At 71.8% G+C, this 20,038-nt stretch carries 16 protein-coding genes and 1 pseudogene; 14 read left to right on the top strand and 3 right to left on the bottom strand.

What is annotated here, in order from left to right:
- Positions 1 to 84: 84 nt before the first annotated feature.
- Positions 85 to 411, top strand: a pseudogene (locus CR470_RS10765) (aminotransferase class V-fold PLP-dependent enzyme); the annotation flags it as partial.
- 69 nt (positions 412 to 480) lie between these two features.
- On the opposite strand, the gene CR470_RS10770 reads toward CR470_RS10765, so the two are convergent.
- On the bottom strand, positions 481 to 1,230 hold the full coding sequence (locus tag CR470_RS10770; protein ID WP_097867359.1) for an N-acetylmuramoyl-L-alanine amidase: 750 nt from the start codon (positions 1,228 to 1,230) through the stop codon (positions 481 to 483).
- Positions 1,231 to 1,291: 61 nt separating this feature from the next.
- On the opposite strand from CR470_RS10770, the gene mnmA reads away from it, so the two are divergent.
- A complete protein-coding gene (gene mnmA, locus CR470_RS10775; RefSeq protein WP_097867360.1) occupies positions 1,292 to 2,428 on the top strand; it encodes a tRNA 2-thiouridine(34) synthase MnmA in 1,137 nt (378 codons plus the stop codon).
- A gap of 3 nt (positions 2,429 to 2,431) precedes the next feature.
- Here the strand turns inward: mnmA and CR470_RS10780 are convergent, their stop codons facing one another.
- Complete coding sequence (locus CR470_RS10780) at positions 2,432 to 3,235, bottom strand: alpha/beta fold hydrolase (RefSeq protein WP_097867361.1); 804 nt, start codon at positions 3,233 to 3,235, stop codon at positions 2,432 to 2,434.
- Between the two features lie 75 nt (positions 3,236 to 3,310).
- Positions 3,311 to 3,679: a DUF427 domain-containing protein gene (locus tag CR470_RS10785; protein ID WP_097867362.1), complete on the bottom strand. Its 369-nt coding sequence runs from the start codon at positions 3,677 to 3,679 to the stop codon at positions 3,311 to 3,313.
- A gap of 117 nt (positions 3,680 to 3,796) precedes the next feature.
- On the opposite strand from CR470_RS10785, the gene CR470_RS10790 reads away from it, so the two are divergent.
- From CR470_RS10790 to CR470_RS10845, 12 genes are all read left to right on the top strand, one after another.
- Positions 3,797 to 4,336: a TIGR00730 family Rossman fold protein gene (locus CR470_RS10790; protein ID WP_097867363.1), complete on the top strand. Its 540-nt coding sequence runs from the start codon at positions 3,797 to 3,799 to the stop codon at positions 4,334 to 4,336.
- Positions 4,337 to 4,374: 38 nt separating this feature from the next.
- Positions 4,375 to 5,064 (top strand): SDR family oxidoreductase, encoded by a 690-nt coding sequence (locus tag CR470_RS10795; RefSeq protein WP_097867364.1) that lies wholly within the window; start codon positions 4,375 to 4,377, stop codon positions 5,062 to 5,064.
- A gap of 45 nt (positions 5,065 to 5,109) precedes the next feature.
- Positions 5,110 to 6,138 carry a methionine synthase gene (locus tag CR470_RS10800; RefSeq protein ID WP_097867365.1) on the top strand — a complete coding sequence of 343 codons (1,029 nt, stop codon included), beginning with the start codon at positions 5,110 to 5,112 and terminating at the stop codon, positions 6,136 to 6,138.
- 32 nt (positions 6,139 to 6,170) lie between these two features.
- Entirely contained in the window at positions 6,171 to 8,402 is a 2,232-nt protein-coding gene (gene ligA / locus CR470_RS10805; protein ID WP_097867366.1) for an NAD-dependent DNA ligase LigA, read from the top strand.
- A gap of 349 nt (positions 8,403 to 8,751) precedes the next feature.
- Positions 8,752 to 10,914: a putative bifunctional diguanylate cyclase/phosphodiesterase gene (locus CR470_RS10810; protein ID WP_097867367.1), complete on the top strand. Its 2,163-nt coding sequence runs from the start codon at positions 8,752 to 8,754 to the stop codon at positions 10,912 to 10,914.
- A 189-nt stretch (positions 10,915 to 11,103) separates the two neighbouring features.
- The gene (gatC, locus tag CR470_RS10815; protein WP_003966094.1) at positions 11,104 to 11,400 is read left to right on the top strand and encodes an Asp-tRNA(Asn)/Glu-tRNA(Gln) amidotransferase subunit GatC; all 297 of its coding nucleotides are present in this window, start codon (positions 11,104 to 11,106) and stop codon (positions 11,398 to 11,400) included.
- Between the two features lie 5 nt (positions 11,401 to 11,405).
- Positions 11,406 to 12,908 (top strand): Asp-tRNA(Asn)/Glu-tRNA(Gln) amidotransferase subunit GatA, encoded by a 1,503-nt coding sequence (gene gatA, locus CR470_RS10820; RefSeq protein ID WP_097867368.1) that lies wholly within the window; start codon positions 11,406 to 11,408, stop codon positions 12,906 to 12,908.
- Between the two features lie 5 nt (positions 12,909 to 12,913).
- A complete protein-coding gene (locus tag CR470_RS10825) occupies positions 12,914 to 13,147 on the top strand; it encodes a hypothetical protein (protein WP_047178948.1) in 234 nt (77 codons plus the stop codon).
- 17 nt (positions 13,148 to 13,164) lie between these two features.
- Positions 13,165 to 14,673, top strand: a complete 1,509-nt coding sequence (gatB, locus tag CR470_RS10830; protein WP_097867369.1) for an Asp-tRNA(Asn)/Glu-tRNA(Gln) amidotransferase subunit GatB — start codon at positions 13,165 to 13,167, stop codon at positions 14,671 to 14,673.
- 199 nt (positions 14,674 to 14,872) lie between these two features.
- Positions 14,873 to 16,981, top strand: coding sequence for a phosphocholine-specific phospholipase C (locus tag CR470_RS10835; RefSeq protein ID WP_097867370.1), 2,109 nt, complete (start codon positions 14,873 to 14,875; stop codon positions 16,979 to 16,981).
- A gap of 189 nt (positions 16,982 to 17,170) precedes the next feature.
- Complete coding sequence (locus tag CR470_RS10840; RefSeq protein ID WP_097867371.1) at positions 17,171 to 19,432, top strand: MMPL family transporter; 2,262 nt, start codon at positions 17,171 to 17,173, stop codon at positions 19,430 to 19,432.
- Positions 19,410 to 19,967 carry a GNAT family N-acetyltransferase gene (locus CR470_RS10845; protein ID WP_097867372.1) on the top strand — a complete coding sequence of 186 codons (558 nt, stop codon included), beginning with the start codon at positions 19,410 to 19,412 and terminating at the stop codon, positions 19,965 to 19,967. Before CR470_RS10840 ends, CR470_RS10845 begins: the two co-directional genes overlap by 23 nt.
- Positions 19,968 to 20,038: the final 71 nt, after the last annotated feature.

The following is a 20,038-nucleotide window of genomic DNA, read 5'->3' on the forward strand; positions in this document are numbered from 1 at the left end:
AGATGTGTATAAGAGACAGAGTCCACAGGATGCCGCCCCACCAGATGTCGCCGTCGCGCTCCAGCCAGACCGCGGTGCGGCCGGGCCGTGCCGAGCGCCGTGCTCGGCGGCGACCCGGATCCGGCCGGGCGCCTCCCGGCCAACGCCCACTTCAGCTTCCCGGGCTGCGAGGGCGACTCCCTCCTCCTGCTGCTGGACGCCCAGGGCATCGAATGCTCCACCGGCTCCGCCTGCACCGCCGGGATCGCCCAGCCCAGCCACGTCCTGCTCGCCACCGGCACCGATCCGGACCTGGCCCGGGGCACCCTGCGCTTCTCGCTCGGCCACACCTCGACCGAGGACGACGTGAAGGCGCTGGCCGAGGCGATCGGCCCGGCGGTGGAGCGCGCGAGGACGGCGGGGCTCAGCTGACGGCGGGACTGGGGCGGCTCGGCGGGACTCAGGGCGGGGCTCGGCGGGGCTCAGCCGGGAGAGGTGCCGCTACGCCTTCGCCGACGGTGAGGGGGAAGGGACGGGAGGCGCCGCCGCGGCCCGGCGCACCAGCTCCAGGTACCGGTCCCAGTCCCAGTGCGGACCCGGGTCCGTGTGGTCGGTGCCCGGCACCTCCACGTGCCCGATGATGTGCTCCCGGTCGATGGGTATGCCGTGCCGCGCGCAGATCGACGCCGTGAGCCGCGCCGAGGACGCGTACATCGCCTTCGTGAGGTCCTTCGGCCGGTCCACGAACCCCTCGTGCTCGATGCCGACGCCGCGCTCGTTGTACGCGCGGTTGCCCGCCTGGTACGCCACGTCCAGCTCGCGGATCATCTGCACCACCCGCCCGTCCTGCCCCACGATGTAGTGCGTCGCGGCCTGGTGGGCGGGGTCCTGGAACACCCTCACCGCGCTGGCGAAACTGCCCTGGGTGACATGGATGATCACCCGGTCGACAGGGAAGTCGTCGGGGCGGTCCGCACGCCGCCAGTTCGCCTCCGACGCGGCCACCCAGGTCGCCCCCGCGTAGTCCAGCTCGCCCGGCTTCCTCGGCTTCTCGACTCCGGGCACCTGCCACCACAGGCGCTTCACCCGGTCGCGCACGAGCACGGCGGCGGTACCGGCGGCCACCACCGCACCGCCGCCGATCAGCAGCGCGCGCCGGCCGACGCCGTCCGCCGGCTTCTTCCGCGAAGACGAGCCCGAGGACTTTACCGAAGGCTTTCGCGCACCCCGGGTGCTTCCGTTGTTCCCCATGTGACCGTCAACGCATATCCGCGAGCGTTCGGTTCCCGGCGACCCGTACCCTGGAGGAGCTATGACTCAGACTTCCCAGCGCCCCCTGCGTGTCCTCGCCGCGATGTCGGGCGGCGTGGACTCCGCCGTCGCCGCGGCCCGCGCCGCCGAGGCGGGCCACGACGTGACCGGTGTCCACCTCGCCCTGTCCGCGAATCCCCAGTCCTTCCGGACGGGGGCGCGCGGGTGTTGCACCATCGAGGACTCCCGGGACGCCCGCCGTGCGGCCGACGTCATCGGTATCCCCTTCTACGTCTGGGACCTGGCGGAACGCTTCCGCGAGGACGTCGTCGAGGACTTCGTCGCGGAGTACGAGGCCGGGCGCACGCCCAACCCCTGCCTGCGCTGCAACGAGAAGATCAAGTTCGCCGCGCTGCTCGACAAGGCCCTCGCCCTCGGCTTCGACGCCGTGTGCACCGGCCACTACGCGACCGTCGTGCTCACCGAGGACGGCAGCCGTGAGCTGCACCGCGCCTCCGACATGGCCAAGGACCAGAGCTATGTGCTCGGCGTCCTGGACGAGAAGCAGCTCGCCCACGCCATGTTCCCGCTCGGCGACACCCTCACCACCAAGGACGAGATCCGCGCCGAGGCCGAGCGCCGGGGCCTGGCCGTCGCCAAGAAGCCCGACAGCCACGACATCTGCTTCATCGCCGACGGCGACACCCAGGGTTTCCTGGCGAACCGCCTCGGCGGCCCGGCCGAGGGCGACATCCTCGACGAGTCCGGTACGAAGCTGGGCACCCACGAGGGAGCTTTCGGCTTCACCATCGGCCAGCGCAAGGGCCTGAAGATCGGCCACCCGGCCCCCGACGGCAAGCCGCGCTACGTGCTCGACATCTCGCCGGTGAACAACACCGTCACCGTCGGCCCCGTCGAGGCCCTCGACGTGACCTCGCTGACCGCCATCAAGCCCCGCTGGTGCGGAACGCCTCCGTCCGGCCCGGGCACGTACACCGCCCAGCTCCGCGCCCACGGCGGCGAGACCGAGGTCACGGCCGAGCTGGTGGGCGGCTCCGAGCTGCACGTCACCTTCACCGAGCCGGTCCGGGGCGTGGCCCCCGGCCAGGCGGTCGTCCTGTACGACGGCACCCGCGTGGTCGGCTCGGCCACCATCGCCACGACGGCCCGCCGCGAGCGGGTGGCGACGGGCGGCTGAGGCTCACGACGCCTGCCGGTACGCGTACACGTCCCTGGCGAAGAACTCCGCCAGCACCGGGGCGATCACCTGGGGCGCCACCTCGCGCATCTGGCCCGTCAGCGTGCGGTGGCGGCCGCGCGGCAGGGCATCGGCCAGGGTCCGGGTCGCGGCGCGCGCCGGGGCGCTGCTGAAGCCACCGCAGATCACCAGCGTCCGGGCGGCGACGGCCGCGAACCGCTCGACCGGGACCGCCCCGTCGCCCAGCAGGGCGTCGTCGTACGCCAGCGTGTGCGCCATCGCCTCCAGCTCCGCCCACAGCGGGGCGCGGCGCATCCGGGCGGCCGTCTCCTCCGCGACGCCCGTCATCGACAGGAACAGCTCCACCGCCCCGCCCCGGTCCCCGGTCGCCAGCAGCCGGTGCAGCCGGGCCGTGCAGCGGGCCTTGAACAGCAGCCCCGACGCGCCCGGCGTGTAGGGCGGCTCGTACACGGCGAGCAGCTCCACCGACAGCCCGGCGGCGACCGCCTCCAGGGCCAGTGCCCCGCCGGACGACATCCCGAAGACCGACGCGCCCGCCCCGGCCGCCCCGACGACGGCGGTCAGATCCTCGACCTCCCGTGCCACGGAACAGCGCCCGGTCTCACCGCTGGCGCCCCGGCCCCGGCGGTCGTAGGTGAGCACCGTGAAACGCGGCGCGAGCAGGGCGGCCAGCGGCGCGTCGGTCGCCGAGGCGCTCAGCGCCCCGCCGACCAGCACCAGCGGCGGGCCGTCGCCTTGGCGGCGGTAGGCGATCGGGGTGCCGTCGGCGGAGAGAATCCTGTCCATGGGAGAGGAGACCGGGGCGGTCGGGAAAACTCATCGTTCCGGCGGAAGAAATTTTCCCGGCGGGCGAACGGCCCGTCAGCCGGCCGGTGTTCCCGACGCGGTTTCCGCGTCGTCCGGCACCGTCTCCGCCGCGTAGAAGCAGAAGTGGTCCTTGATCGCCGCGACGTCGGGCTTCGGTTCCGGGTAGGCCCAGACGAGATCGGCGGCCCCGGGCAGCGACCAGTAGGAGGCGTCCCCCTTGAACGGGCAGTGGGTGGAGGTGTCCGACGGGGAGAGCAGTTCTTTACGGACATCCTCGGGCGGCAGGTAGTAGCGGACCGGACAGCCGGTCTCGCGGAGCACGAGCGGTCGGCGGCTCTCGGCCACCACCTGTCCGTCGTGCACCACCCGGACGTGCTCGGTGCCCGGCTCGACAGTGATGCGGTGTCCTCGTGTGGCAGTCATGCCTGTTCCAGCGGCGTACGGGTCCAAAATCTTCCCCGTTCGCCGCCGTGGCCGGAATCCTCCCCGTACCCAGGCGGCGAACGGGGCCGTGTCCGAAGCGGGTCGTACGGTTGCGCCATGAATATCTGCGTCTTCCTCTCCGCCGCCGACCTCGACGACCGCTACACCGTGCCCGCCCGGGAGTTCGCCGAGCTGCTCGGCAGGGGCGGACACACCCTCGTCTGGGGCGGATCGGAGAGCGGGCTGATGAAGGTCGTCGCGGACGGCGTGCAGGCGGCGGGCGGACGGCTCGTGGGCGTCTCGGTCGACTTCCTCGCGGCGAAGGCCCGGACGAACGCCGACGAGATGGTGATCGCCCGCGACCTCGCGGAACGCAAGGCGCTCCTCCTGGAGAAGGCCGACGCCGTCGTGATCATGGTCGGCGGGACCGGGACGCTCGACGAGGCCACCGAGATCCTGGAGCTGAAGAAGCACGGCAAGCACACCAAGCCGGTCGTCCTGCTGAACACGGCGGGCTTCTACGACGGGCTGCGCCAGCAGTTCCAGCGCATGGAGGACGAGGGCTTCCTGCCCCTTCCCCTGACCGACCTGGTCTTCTTCGCCAAGGACGGCGTCGGCGCGCTCGCCTACCTGGAGGAGTCCGCCGGTCACCAGTGAGCAGGAGCGGTCCGCCCCGCAGGACCTAGGATCGCCCCATGCCTACCCACCTCATCACCGGCGCCGGTTCCGGCATCGGGTCCGCTGTCGCCCGCCGTCTCCAGGAGCGCGGCGACGACCTCGTCCTGCTCGCCCGCGACGCCGGCCGCGCCAAGGAGCTCGCCGACCGCTACCCGGGCGCGCGCACCCTCGTCGGCGACCTCGGCACCCCCGACCGGCTGTCCTGGGCGTTCGGCCAGCAGTCCATGCCCGAGCGCATCGACACCCTGCTGCACATCGCGGGCGTCGTCGAGCTCGGCGAGGTCGGCGAGCTCACCCCCAAGGCCTGGCACTTCCAGCTCAACGCCAACCTGATCGCCCCCGCCGAGATCACCCGCCTCCTGCTCCCGCAGCTCCGCGTCTCCCAGGGCCAGGTCCTGTTCGTGAACTCCGGGGCAGGACTGGCCGCCCACGCCGGGTGGAGCGCGTACGCCGCGAGCAAGCACGGCCTCAAGGCGCTCGCGGACTCGCTGCGCCACGAGGAGCACGGCAACGGGGTGCGCGTCACCACCGTCTACCCGGGCCGCACCGCCAGTCCCATGCAGGCCAAGGTGCACCAGCAGGAGGGCAAGGAGTACGACGCGGCCCGCTGGATCGACCCCGAGTCGGTGGCCACCACGATCCTGATGGCGATCGACCTGCCGCGCGACGCCGAGATCAACGACCTCACCGTCCGCCCCGGCCGCTGACATCCCGGGGGGCAGGTTTCCCGCCCCGGACCGTAGGCTTCCCGCGTGAGCGAGAAGAGCAAGTTCAGCGGGTGTCCGGCGACCGGCATCGGGTCGATGCCCGGAGGAGACGCGAGGGAGGCGGCGAAGACCGTCACGGGATCCTTCGCCGACGGCCAGGGCATGCCGTACCTGGCGGAACTGCCCGCGCGCGGACCGGGCGCCGACATGATCGGCCGGACCATCGGCATGCTCGCCGAGATGTACGGGCACGTCGAGCCGAGCGGCTGGCGGATCAGCGACCGCCCCGGCCGCGACACCCGCCGCGCCCGCTCCTGGCTGGGGGAGGACCTGGACGCCCTGGAGGAGTTCACCCAGGGGTACGAGGGCCTGCTCAAGGTCCAGGCCGTCGGCCCCTGGACGCTGGCCGGAGCACTGGAACTGCGCGGCGGTGAAGCCATGCTGGCCGACCCGGGCGCCTGCCGCGACCTGGCCGGATCGCTGGCCGAGGGGCTCCGCGCCCACCTCGCGGAGGTCCGCCGCCGGATGCCCGGGGCCGAGGTGGTGCTCCAGCTGGACGAACCCTCCCTGACCACCGTCCTGCTGGGCCGGGTCCGCTCCGCCAGCGGCTACCGCACCTACCGCGCCGTCGACCGCCAGGTCGTGGAAGCGACCCTGCGCGACGTCCTCGCCGCGGCGGGCGAGGACGGGACGACGCTCGTCCACTCCTGCGCCCCCGAGGTGCCGTTCGCGCTGCTGCGCCGGGCCGGGGCCGACGGCATCTCGTTCGACTTCTCCCTGCTCACCGAGCGTGAGGAGGAGGCGATCGGGGAAGCCGTCGAGGGCGGCACCCACCTCTTCCTCGGTGTGGTGCCCTCCACGGACGCGGCTTCGGAGGGATTGTCAGACCCGGGCGGTAGCGTCATGGGGGTCAGGACGCTGTGGAGCAGGCTGGGGCTGAATCCGGGGACTCTCGCCGAGTCCGTCGCGATCACCCCGTCGTGCGGTCTCGCGGGCGCGTCGCCCGCGTACGCCCGCACCGCGCTCGCCCACAGTGCCCGGGCGGCGAGGTCGCTCGCGGACAACCCTGAGTGACGGGGACGACGGGTACACAGGAGGACGGGACGATGGCGGGCGAAGAGCGGGTGGAGCAGGACAGCTCGGTTCCGGCGGACGTGCGGGAGGAGCACGCGCTGCTGGCCGAGCAGATCGAGGAGCACCGCTTCCGCTACTACGTGAAGGACCAGCCGGTCGTCAGCGACGGCGAGTTCGACCGGCTGATGCGCGCGCTGGAGGCGCTGGAGGAGGAGCACCCGGCGCTGCGCACCCCGGACTCCCCGACCCAGAAGGTCGCGGGCCCCTACCGCACGGAGTTCACCTCCGTGGTCCACCGCGAACGCATGCTCTCGCTGGACAACGCCTTCGACGACGAGGAGCTGGCCGCCTGGGCGGACCGGGTCGCCAAGGACGTCGGCACCCCCGACCACCACTTCCTGTGCGAGCTCAAGGTCGACGGTCTCGCCGTCAACCTCACCTACGAGCACGGCCGCCTGACCCGGGCGGCGACCCGCGGTGACGGCCGCACCGGCGAGGACATCACCCCCAACGTGCGTACGATCGCCGAGATCCCGCACCGGCTGAAGGGCGAGAACATCCCCGCCCTCGTCGAGATCCGCGGCGAGGTCTTCTTCCCCATGGAGGACTTCGAGGAGCTGAACGCCCGGCTGGTCGCCGCCGACGACAAGCCCTTCGCCAACCCGCGCAACGCCGCGGCCGGATCACTGCGCCAGAAGGACCCCAAGGTCACCGCCACCCGCCCGCTGCACATGGTGGTGCACGGCATCGGCGCCCACGAGGGCCTGAGCATCGACCGCCTCTCCGCGGCCTACGAACTGCTCCACGGCTGGGGCCTGCCCACGGCCCGGCACAACAAGGTCGTCGACTCCCTCGCCGGCGTACGGGAGTTCATCGCGTACTACGGCGTGAACCGGCACTCCGTGGAGCACGAGATCGACGGCGTCGTCGTCAAGCTCGACGAGATCCCGCTCCAGGGACGCCTCGGCTCCACCTCGCGCGCCCCACGCTGGGCCATCGCCTGGAAGTACGCCCCCGAAGAGGTCAACACCAAGCTGGTCAACATCCGCGTCGGCGTCGGCCGCACCGGCCGCGTCACTCCGTACGCCCAGGTCGAGCCGGTCGAAGTGGCCGGTTCCGAGGTCGAGTTCGCCACCCTGCACAACCAGAACGTGGTGAAGGCCAAGGGTGTCCTCATCGGCGACACCGTGGTCATCCGCAAGGCGGGCGAGGTCATCCCCGAGATCCTCGGCCCCGTCGTCGACCTGCGCGACGGCACGGAGAAGGCCTTCGAGATGCCGACCCACTGTCCCGAGTGCGGGACCGAGCTGCGCCCGATGAAGGAGGCCGACATCGACCTCCGCTGCCCCAACGCCCGTACCTGCCCGGCCCAGTTGCGCGAACGCGTCTTCTATCTCGCCGGGCGCAAGAGCCTGGACATCGACCACTTCGGCTATGTGGCCGCCGCCGCGCTGACCCGGCCCCTGGAGCCCGCCGAGCCCGTCCTGCGCGACGAGAGCGATCTGTTCTCCCTCACCGTCGACCAACTGCTGCCGATCCGGGCGTACGTCCTGGACCAGGACAGCGGGCTGCCCAAGCGCGACCCGAAGACCGGCGAGGAGAAGATCGCGACGGTCTTCGCCAACCAGCAGGGCGAGCCGAAGAAGAACGCGGTGGCCATGCTGGAAGGCATCGCCGCCGCCAGGGAAGCCCCGCTCGCCCGGATCCTCACCGGGCTCTCCATCCGGCACGTGGGACCGGTCGCCGCCCAGGAGCTGGCCCGTCAGTTCCGCTCCATCGACCGGATCGACGAGGCGAGCGAGGAGGAGCTGGCCGCCGCCGACGGCGTCGGGCCGACCATCGCGGCCTCGGTCAAGCAGTGGTTCGCCGAGGACTGGCACCGCGAGATCGTGCGCAAGTGGCGCGAGGCCGGGGTGCGCATGGCGGACGAGGGCTCCGAGGCGGACGAGGGCCCCCGCCCCCTCGAAGGACTCACCGTCGTCGTCACCGGCACCCTCGTGGGCCACACCCGCGACGGTGCGAAGGAGGCGCTCCAGGCCCTGGGCGCGAAGGTCGCCGGATCGGTGTCGAAGAAGACCGCGTTCGTGGTCGTCGGCGACAACCCCGGCTCCAAGTACGACAAGGCGACGCAGCTGAAGGTGCCCGTGCTGGACGAGGACGGATTCGCGATCCTGCTCGAACAGGGACCCGAACGTGCGAAGGAGGCGGCCCTGCCGGCCCCGGAAGCCGCGCCCGGAGCCGACCCGGAGAACAGCGGGGAGTAACCGCCCGCCGGACCTCCGTTCGCCCACTGTTCTCCGGATCGAGACGCCTTCGAGACGCTGCCCCGGCATGGCGCGGCCCGTACGGGGAAGGAAACGGGGCAGAGGGGTGAAGAAGGGGCCGCCGTTCCCCGAATGGCCCCGCCGCGCCACCCGTTCGGGTCAATAGCAGATGGTGACGGGTCGTCGGTTCGCATTCGGGCAAGAGCTGTAGAGCGCTGCCCCTGGAAGCCTTTCGCGGCCTACTGTTGAGAGGTGCGCCCGCCGTGCACGGCTGCTCGACCGGGCCGTGGTGCCACGGGAGCGGGCGCCACCGAGGGACATCGGCACCGCCGGCTGTGAGAGGGACGGAATGAAACCGACCGAGAGCGCCGCCCCGGTGTCGCGGCTGCAAGGTTTCGTCGGCCTCACGCCCCCCGTGGGCGCCGTCGTCGTGGGCATCGCCGCGGTGCTGCTGGCGGTCGGGTCCTACCGAACCGTTCAACAGGGACACGCGCTCTTCCCGGACGGTGCGGTGGGCTGGTCCCTCGCCGTGCTCACCGGGATCATCGTCGGCCATCTGGTGGCGCTCGGCCGCGACCGGTGGTGGGGCGGCACCGGCTCCGGGGCCGCCCTCACCCTCGCCGTGCTGCTGCTGTTCGGCTGGCTCCCGGCCGTGCTGGTCAGCCTCGCCGTCGTGGTGCTCGTCGGGACCGCCCGCCGACACCGCTGGTGGCAGGGGCTGCTGCACGGCGGGGTGGACATGCTGGGCATCGGCGCGGCGGCCCTCGTGCTGGCCGCGTTCGGCGAGGTGCCCACCGTCGAGGAACCCTGGCGGCCACTCGACTGGGGCATCGCCGCCGTCCCGGAACTGCTCCTGACGGCATCGACGTACCTGCTCGTCACCCGGGTCCTGCTGTGGTACGCCCAGGCTCCGCACAACGGCGGGTTGCCCACCATCGCCCGTACCGCGATGCTGCGGCAGGGGCTCGTCGCCGTCGCGCTCCTCGGGCTCGCCCCGCTGATCTGCGCCGTCGCGATGTCCATGCCCGTCCTGCTGCCGCTCTTCGCGGTACCGCTGATCGCCCTCGACTCCACGCTCTGGATCGCCCGCGCCCGCGCCGAGGAGCAACTGCGCGACCCGCTGACCGGGCTGCCCAACCGCCAGTGGCTGCTGGAGCGGACCTGGTCGGCGCTGGAGGACGCGGAGTCCATCGGCACCCGCTCCGCCCTGGTCCTCATCGACCTGGACCGCTTCCGCGCGGTCAACGACACCCTGGGGCACCTGGCCGGCGACCGACTCCTGTTGCAGATAGCGGAGCGCCTGCGGCTCGCCCTGCCGCGCGGTGCGGAGGCGGCCCGGCTCGGCGGCGACGAGTTCGCCGTCCTGCTGCCGCACACCGACTCGACCACCAGCGCCCAGCAGGTCGCCCGCCATCTGGTGGCCGAGCTGTCCTCGCCGCTCGACCTCGACGGGCTGACCCTCGTCCTGGAGGCCAGTGCCGGGGTCGCCGTCTACCCGGATCACGCCCTGGACGCCGAGGGCCTGCTGCGGCGGGCGGACGTCGCGATGTACCAGGCCAAGCGGGACCGCACGGGCGTGGAGGTCTACGAGTCCAAGCGGGACAGCAACACCCCCGACCGGCTCGGGCTCCTCGGCGACCTGCGCCGGGCGCTGGACGCGAGCGAGGTCGAGCTGCACTACCAGCCCAAGGTCCGCTTCGACGGGCAGGTCGCCGGCCTGGAGGCGCTGGTGCGCTGGGTGCATCCGGAGCGCGGCCGGGTTCCCCCGGACGAGTTCATCGCCATCGCCGAGTCCTCCGGTCTGATGCCGCACCTCACGGAGTACGTCCTGGAGACGGCGCTCGCCCAGGTCGCCCGCTGGCGGGCGCAGGGCCTGTTCGTGCCCGTCGCGGTCAACGTCTCCCCGCGCGACGTGCACACCCCCGGCTTCGCGGGAGGCGTCGCGGCCCGTCTCGCCCGCCACGGTGTGCCCGCGGGAGCGCTCCAACTGGAGATCACCGAGCATGTGCTGCTGGAGGACCCGCAGCGCGCCGCCGACACCCTGGCCGGGCTCACCGCGCACGGCGTGAAGATGTCCCTCGACGACTTCGGCACCGGCTACTCCTCCCTGGTCCACCTGCGCAGACTGCCGGTCAGCGAGCTGAAGATCGACCGGTCCTTCGTGGCCCGGCTGGCGGTCGACCACGAGGACGCGGAGATCGTCCGCTGCACCATCGACCTGGCCCACTCGCTCGGCCTGGTCGTCGTCGCCGAGGGCGTCGAGGACGACGAGACGTGGGAGCGGTTGCGGGACCTCAGGTGCGACGCGGTGCAGGGCTGGCTGGTGGCGGCCGCGATGCCGCCGCAGGAGACGACGGCCTGGCTGCGGGCGCGCGGCGAGCACGGCTGGCGCAGGCCCGCCGAGCTGAAGGCCCAGGCGGCGGCCGCCGCTGCCACCGGGTCGGCCACCGGCTCGATGAACGCGTCGCTGAACGGCGCGGTGAACGGGACGGCGGAGACCGACACACCCTGAAGATCCCGGCGAGTGGAGCCCGCGGAGGCGTAGCCCGATCGGGGCGGGGCACCCGTCCCCCGGAGACCCCATAGGATTGGGGGCCGGTGGCACATTTCCACCCGCCGCGCGGCCCGTCCTCCGGACGGACGGTGCACATGTGCCGCCGCCCCCGGCCACAACCACACACCAACCCCTGAGGATCGCTGCATGCCTGGCATCACGCGCGAGGAGGTCGCCCACCTCGCCCGGCTGGCGCGTCTGGAGCTGAAGGGCGAAGAGCTCGATCACTTCGCCGGTCAGCTCGACGACATCATCGGCGCGGTCGCCCGCGTCTCCGAGGTCGCCGACCAAGACGTACCGCCGACCTCCCACCCGCTGCCGCTGACCAACGTCATGCGCGCGGACGAGGTCCGTCCGTCGCTCACCCCCGCGCAGGCGCTCTCCGGCGCCCCGGCCCAGGAGCAGCAGCGTTTCAAGGTGCCGCAGATCCTGGGGGAGGACTAACCGCCATGACGGACATCAGCACCATCATCAAGCTCACCGCGGCCGAGATCGCCGGGAAGATCGCCTCCGGCGAGCTGACCGCCGTCGAGGTCACCGAGGCCCACCTGGCCCGGATCGACGCGGTCGACGAGAAGGTCCACGCCTTCCTGCACATCGACCGCGAGGGCGCCCTCGCCCAGGCCCGTGCCGTGGACGCGAAGCGGGAGGCGGGCGAGAAGCTCGGCCCGCTGGCCGGCGTCCCGCTCGCGCTGAAGGACATCTTCACCACCAAGGACATGCCGACCACCGTCGGTTCCAAGATCCTTGAGGGCTGGGTCCCGCCGTACGACGCGACGCTCACGCAGAAGCTGCGCGCCGCCGACGTCGTCATCCTCGGCAAGACCAACATGGACGAGTTCGCCATGGGGTCCTCCACCGAGAACAGCGCCTACGGGCCCACCGGCAACCCCTGGGACCTCACCCGCATCCCCGGCGGCTCCGGCGGCGGCTCCTCCGCCGCCCTGGCCTCCTACGAGGCCGCGCTGGCCATCGGCACGGACACCGGCGGCTCGATCCGCCAGCCCGCCGCCGTCACCGGCACGGTCGGCGTCAAGCCCACCTACGGCGGCGTCTCCCGCTACGGCATGGTCGCCTTCTCGTCCTCCCTCGACCAGGGCGGGCCCTGTGCCCGTACGGTCCTGGACGCCGCGCTGCTGCACGAGGCCATCGCCGGGCACGACCCGCTGGACTCGACCTCCATCGACGCGCCGGTCCCGCCGGTCGTCGAGGCCGCCCGCAACGGCTCCGTACAGGGCATGCGCGTCGGCGTCGTCAAGCAGTTCCGCGGCGAGGGCTACCAGGCCGGTGTCCTCCAGCGGTTCGACGAGTCGGTCGAGCTGCTGAAGTCGCTGGGCGCGGACGTCGTCGAGCTGGACTGCCCGTCCTTCGACCTGGCGCTCTCCGCGTACTACCTGATCGCACCGTCCGAGTGCTCCTCCAACCTGGCCCGCTTCGACGCCATGCGCTACGGCCTGCGGGTCGGCGACGACGGCACGAAGTCGGCCGAGGACGTCACCGCGCTCACCCGTGAGGCGGGCTTCGGCGACGAGGTCAAGCGCCGCATCATCCTGGGGACGTACGCGCTCAGCTCCGGCTACTACGACGCGTACTACGGCTCCGCCCAGAAGGTCCGCACCCTGATCACGCAGGACTTCGAGAAGGCCTTCGAGCAGGTCGACGTGATCGTCTCCCCGACGACGCCGACCACCGCCTTCCCGATCGGCGAGCGCGCCGACGACCCGATGGCCATGTACCTCGCGGACCTGTGCACCATCCCCACCAACCTGGCCGGCAACTCCGCCATGTCGCTGCCCTGCGGCCTGGCCCCGGAGGACGGTCTGCCGGTCGGACTGCAGATCATCGCCCCCGCCATGAAGGACGACCGGCTCTACAAGGTCGGAGCGGCCGTCGAGGCCGCCTTCGTGGAAAAGTGGGGGCACCCGCTGCTTGAGGAGGCTCCGTCGCTGTGAGTGCCATGGCAAAGAAGGCCAGTAACTTCAAGAAGTCCAAGACCGGGCTGTACGTCTCGCTCGGCAGTACCGCGTTCGGCGCGATCAGCATCGTCAAGCAGGCGAAGCTCGCGCGCGAGGACAACGACGTGCTGCGGCTCGTCGACGCGGCGGTCTCCGCGGCCGCCATCGTCACCGGACTCGCGATCCTCTATCGCGAACTGAAGCGTCTCGGCGACGACGACGTTCTGCTGGGCTGAGAGGGATAAGTTTCACCGTGACTGTCACTGACCTGGTGTCGTACGAGGACGCGCTCGCGTCCTACGACCCCGTCATGGGCCTCGAAGTCCATGTCGAGCTCGGAACGAAGACGAAGATGTTCTGCGGCTGCTCCACGGAGCTGAAGCAGGACGCCAACTCGCAGACCTGCCCGGTCTGTCTCGGACTGCCCGGCGCACTGCCGGTCGTCAACGAGATCGGCGTCGAGTCGGCCATCAAGATCGGTCTCGCGCTCAACTGTGAGATCGCCGAGTGGTGCCGCTTCGCCCGGAAGAACTACTTCTATCCGGACATGCCGAAGAACTTCCAGACCTCGCAGTACGACGAGCCGATCGCCTTCGACGGCTATCTGGACGTCCAGCTGGAGGACGGTGAGATCTTCCGGGTGCAGATCGAGCGCGCCCACATGGAGGAGGACACCGGCAAGTCGACGCACGTCGGCGGCGCCACCGGCCGTATCCACGGCGCGTCCCACTCCCTGCTCGACTACAACCGGGCCGGTATCCCGCTCATCGAGATCGTCACCAAGCCGATCGAGGGAGCCGGCGCCCGCGCCCCCGAGGTCGCCAAGGCGTACGTCGCCGAGCTCCGCGAGCTGATCAAGGCCCTCGGGGTCTCCGAGGCCCGCATGGAGATGGGCCAGATGCGCTGCGACGTCAACCTGTCGCTGCGCCCGCACGGCCGTGAGGCGTTCGGTACCCGCTCCGAGACGAAGAACGTGAACTCGCTGCGTTCCGTCGAGCGGGCCGCGCGCTTCGAGATCCAGCGGCACGCCGCCGTGCTGTCCTCGGGCGGCACCATCGTGCAGGAGACCCGGCACTTCCACGAGGAGGACGGCTCCACCACGGCCGGCCGCATCAAGGACAACGCCGAGGACTACCGCTACTTCCCCGAGCCGGACCTGGTGCCCGTCGCGCCCGCGCGCGACTGGGTCGAGGAGCTGCGCAAGGGCCTCCCCGAGCTTCCCCGGCTGCGCCGGGCGCGGCTCAAGGAGGAGTGGGGCGTCAACGAGCACGACATGCAGTCCATCCTCAACGCGGGCGCGGTCGACCTGATCGTCGCCACGACCGAGGCGGGCGCACCCTCCGACCAGGCCCGCAAGTGGTGGATGGGCGAGCTGGCCCGTAACGCCAACGAGACCGGCCGCGGTCTGGACGAGCTGCCGATCACCCCGGCGCAGGTGGCCCGGGTGGCCGCGCTCGTCGCCGCGGGCGACCTCAACGACAAGCTGGCCCGCCAGGTCATCGAGGGCGTCCTCGCGGGCGAGGGCGACCCGGACACCGTCGTCGAGAAGCGCGGCCTGAAGGTCGTCTCCGACGAGGGCGCGCTGTCCACGGCCGTGGACGAGGCCATCGCGGGCAACGCGGCCATCGCGGACAAGATCCGCGGTGGCAAGGTCGCGGCGGCGGGCGCGCTCGTCGGCGCGGTCATGAAGGCCACCCGTGGCCAGGCGGACGCGGCACGCGTGCGCGAGCTGATCCTGGAGAAGCTCGGCGTCGAGGGCTGATCACCCGCGGTCCGATCCACCGAGCACGTCCCACGAAAGGGGCGGTGCACCCGCGCAGTGCGGGCGCACCGCCCCTTCGCGTGCTTGGACTTCCGGTACGGACTCTTGGACGTTCACCACCGGTCCGTACGCAGTCCTTCCCGGCGCCACCCGGGCTGACTAGCTTCCCGGCTGTAACCACCGGAACCAGGAGGCTCCTTTGACCACGGACATGTCACGGCGACGGCTCTTCGCGCTGGGCGGCGGCGCACTCGGCGCCGCTGCGGCCGGATCGTTCCTGCCGCCGTCGCTCCAGGCCGCCATCGCCGCGCAGCCCGCCCACGCGGGGTCCGGCGGGGGAGGCCTCGGCTCCATCAAGCATGTGGTGATCCTGATGCAGGAGAACCGTTCCTTCGACCACTACTTCGGCACCCTGCGCGGTGTACGCGGCTTCGGCGACCGCAACGCCATCGAGCTGCCCACCGGCGGGACGGTGTTCGAGCAGCCCGCCGCGGCCGGCTCCACCGTGCTGCCCTTCCCGGTGCGCGGAGCGGCCGAGGAGCAGAAGAAGGACCTCCAGTACATCGGCGCCCTCGACCACTCCTGGAACGGCGGCGCGAAGGCCTGGGGCGGCGGCTGGATGAACGGCTGGATCAGCGCGAAGACCGCGGCCACGATGGCGTACTACGACCGCCGCGACATCCCGCTCCACTACGAGCTGGCCGACACCTTCACCGTCTGCGACGCCTACCACTCCTCCATCCACACCTCCACCAGCCCCAACCGCAACCACCTCTGGAGCGGGAAGACCGGCTTCGAGCCGAACGGGAAGCGGGCCGTCGGCAACGACGCGTACAACGAGGGCACCCACCCCGGCTACGACTGGTCCACCTACGCCGAGCGGCTGGAGAAGGCAGGGCGCAGCTGGCGGACGTACACCGAGTGGGAGAACTTCACCGACAACCAGATCGAGTTCTACGCCACCTTCAAGGCGATCGCCCGCAAGGCACTCGCCAGGACCGGCGGGCACACCTACATGGAGGCCTTCTACGCGAAGGTCCGGGGCGCGTCCGAGACCGAGCGCGAACGGCTCCTCGGGCTGCTGGAGGAGGGCGTCGCCACCCTCACCCGGAGCGAGCGCAGCCTGTTCGAGCGGGGGTTGCGCCGGGTGCCGACCGGGACGCTGGCGGACGAGTTCGCCAAGGACGTCGCGGCCGGGACGCTCCCCGCGGTCTCCTACCTGGTCCCCTCGGCGATCGACTCCGAGCACCCGAGCGTCTCCTCGCCGGTGCACAGCGCCACCGTCGTCTACAAGATCCTCGACGCGCTCGGCAAGCACCCCGACGTGTGGCGGCACACGGCCGTGCTGATCAACTACGACGAGAACGACGGCTTCTTCGACCACGTTCCGCCGCCCGTCGCACCCCCCGAGGTCACCGACGAACAGTGGGAGGGCCGGCCCACCGGTCTCGGGATCCGGGTGCCGCTGCTGGTCGTCTCGCCGTGGACCGTCGGCGGGTACGTCTGCTCCGAGGTCTTCGACCACACCTCCGTCATCCGCTTCCTGGAGCGCTGGACCGGGGTGAGGGAACCCAACATCAGCGACTGGCGGCGGCGCGTCACCGGCGATCTCACCTCCGCCTTCGACTTCACCCGGGTCCGGCGGCAGCCCGCCGTCGAGCAGCCGGGGGCGATCCCGCCGCTGAGCGGACGCTGGCAGCCGAAGCCGCCCGCCGTCCAGCACCTCCCCGCGCAGGAGCCCGGCGCACGCCCGGCGCGCCCGCTGCCGTACCAGCCGGACGCCCGGGCGAGGCGGTCGGGCGACACGCTGCGGGTGGAGCTGGCCAACACCGGCCGGTCCTCGGCGCACTTCACGCTGTACCCGTACGAGGGCGAGTTCCCGGCCCCGCAGCACAAGGACGTCCGGGACACCGCGCACTGGACCGTCCCGCTGACGCAGGAGGCGTACCGCTTCACGGTCACCGGGCCGAACGGCTTCCGGCGCGAGTTCGCCGGACCGGCCGACGGAGGAGCGGAGGTCGCCACCCGTATCGACCGCCGCGACCGCGACCTGCACCTCACCCTGCGCAACACCGGCCGCCGGACGCTGACCTTCCTGGTGCGGCCGCTCGGCTACGTCGACGAGGACGACGTACGGGACTGGACCCGCCGCGTCACGGTCAAGCCGGGCCGTAGCCGGGCGCTCGTGCACTCGGCGGCCGACGCCCACGGCTGGTATGACCTCGCCGTCACCGTCGACGGGGAGGACGGCTTCCGGCGGCGGCTCATGGGCCATATCGAGAACGGCCGCGCCAGCGTCTCCGGCTGACCCGGCCCGAGGGTCGCAGGGCTTCATCCGTCCCGGGTAGGGAACAGATCAAGCCCTGTGACCATGGCCACGAAACGGACAAAGGATCACGTTCTGCTGACAGAGTGACGGTCTCAGGTCATGAGACGTTTGCGGGCAGATCGTGTTATCTGCGGGTAAAGGTCCACGAACCCGCAGGGAGCTCATCCGTTGGCTGCCATCGCCCGCTGGTGCATCAGGCACCGCCTCGTCGCCGTCCTCATCTGGCTCGCCGCCCTCGGCGGGACCGCCGCCGCGGCAGGCTTCGCGGGTTCGGCGTACTCCAACGACTACGAGGTCCCCGGCACCGAGTCCGGCCGGGCCGCCGAACTCCTCTCCCGCGGCTTCACCGACCTCGGCGGCGACACCGACACCGTCGTCTGGCACACCACCGGCTCCACGGTCCGGGCCGCCGACGTCGAGCAGACCATGACCCGGACGCTCCACGCGATCGAGGAGCTGCCGGGCGTCGGCGCGGTCACCGGCCCCTACGGGGGCACCGGCCCCGGCCAGATCAGCGAGGACGGCCACACCGCGTACGCCACGGTCACCTTCGACCACCCCGCCGACGAGATCCCCGCCTCCCAGGCGCAGGCCCTCGTCGACACCGCGAAGGCCGCCGAGGCCGACGGGCTCCAGGTCGAACTGGGCGGCACCGCCGTCGCCCTCACCGAAGCGCCCTCCGTCCACCTCGCCGAGGGCATCGGCGTCGTCGTCGCGGCCGTCGTGCTCTTCCTCGCCTTCGGCTCGCTCGCCGCCAGTCTGCTGCCCATCGCCACCGCACTCGTCTCCGTCGGCACCGCCTACGCGGGCATCGTGCTGCTCGGCCACCTGATGACCGTGGCGGACTTCGCCCCGATGCTCGGCATGCTCATCGGGCTCGGCGTGGGCATCGACTACGCCCTGTTCATCGTCACCCGGCACCGCAGAGGGCTGCGGCGCGGCATGACGGTCCCCGAAGCGGCTCAGAACGCCGTCACGACCACCGGCCGCGCCGTCGTCTTCGCCGGGGCCACCGTCTGCATCGCCCTGCTCGGCATGCTGATCCTGCGGCTCGGCTTCCTCAACGGCGTCGCCATCGCCGCCTCGCTCACCGTCGTCCTCACCGTGCTGGCCTCGGTCACGCTGCTGCCCGCGCTGCTCTCCCTCATCGGGATGCGGGCGCTCAGCCGCCGCGAACGACGGCAGCTCGCCGAACACGGACCGCGGCCCGAGCTGCCCACCGGCTTCGCCGCCCGCTGGTCCGCGTTCGTGGAGCGGCACCCCAAGCTGCTCGGGGGCATCGCGGCCGTCGTCATGCTGGGGCTCGCCCTGCCCGCCCTCGGCCTCCACCTGGGCACCTCCGACCAGGGCAACAACCCGGCCACCGCCACCACCCGGCAGGCCTACGACCTGATCGCCGACGGCTTCGGGCCCGGCGTCAACGGCCCCCTCACCATCGCCGCCGAACTCGACGGCGCGGACGACCGGCTCGCCCTGGACTCGCTGCCCGAGAAGCTGCGCACCACCGAGGGCGTGGCCTCGGCCGGCCCGGTCACCTACAACAGCGCCGGCGACACCGCCTTCCTCACCGTCGTCCCCGACTCGTCCCCCCAGTCGCAGGACACCAGCGAACTGGTCGACCGGATCAGGGGCGACGTGCTGCCGCCGCTCCAGGACACCACCTCGTTGGAGGCCCACGTCGGCGGGGTGACGGCGAGTTACGACGACTTCGCCGAGATCATCGTCGGGAAACTGCCGCTCTTCGTCGGGGTCGTCATCTCACTCGGCTGCCTGCTCCTCCTCCTGGCCTTCCGCTCCATCGGCATCCCGCTCAAGGCCGCCGTGATGAACGTGGCCGCCGTCGCCTCGTCCTTCGGCGTCGTCGTGGCCGTCTTCCAGTGGGGCTGGGGGAGCGAGCTGCTCGGCCTCGGCAGCGCCGGGCCCATCGAGCCCTTCCTTCCCGTGATCATGGTCTCGGTCCTCTTCGGCCTCTCCATGGACTACCAGGTCTTCCTGGTCGGCCGGATGTACGAGGAGTGGCTGGAGACCGGCGACAACCGGCGGGCCGTACGGGTCGGCCTCGCCGAGACCGGCCGGGTCATCAACTCCGCCGCCGTGATCATGATCTCCGTCTTCCTCGCCTTCGTGCTCAGCGGCGACCGGGTCATCGCCATGTTCGGCATCGCGCTGGCCACCGCCGTCGCCCTGGACGCCTTCGTCCTGCGCACCCTGCTCGTGCCCGCCCTGATGCACATGCTCGGCGGGGCGAACTGGTGGCTGCCGGCCCGGCTGGAGAGGTGGCTGCCCCGGATCAGCATCGAGCCGCCCGACTGCGTACCGCTCCGTGCGAAGATCCCGGAGACACGCGGTACGGGTGCGGAAGCGGGCGCCGGGCCGGTGACGGTCCGGCCCACCGACGAGGAGCACGATGTTCACCGTATCCCTGGGTGACGACCGGGCGGAGCTGCGCCCGCTGGAGGTCTGGCAGGCCGAGGAGTTCCTGGCCCACATGGACCGGGCCCGGGAGCTGGTCGACTCCTGGATCCCGCTCGCCTCGGCCGCCACCGACCTGGACTCGGCCCGCGCCCTGCTCCAGCGGTACGCGGAGAAGCAGGCGGCGGACACCGGGCGGCTGTACGGCATCCGGCTGGGCGGCGTCCTCGTCGGCGGCGTCCTCTTCCGGATCTTCGACGCGGAGTCCGGCAACTGCGAGATCGGCGTGTGGCTGGAGCCCGCCGCCCAGGGCCGCGGGCTGATCACCCGCGCCGCCGAGCGCCTGATCGACTGGGCGGTGCACGAGCGCGGCATGCACCGCGTGGAGTGGGTCGCCTCCGCCGCGAACACCAGGTCGATCGCGGTGGCGAAGCGGCTCGGCATGACCCGGGACGGGGTGATGCGGCAGAAGTACCTGCACCGGGGCGTACGCCACGACTCCGAGATCTGGTCCGTCCTCGCCCCGGAATGGCGGGCCCGCACCGGGCGCTGAGCCCCGGCGCTGCCACGACGCAAGCCCCGCGCGGCCCCGGCGTGCCCCGGCGTTAAGAGGGCTCTCATCCG

This window comes from Streptomyces sp. rh34, from assembly GCF_002551245.1.
GTDB lineage: Bacteria > Actinomycetota > Actinomycetes > Streptomycetales > Streptomycetaceae > Streptomyces.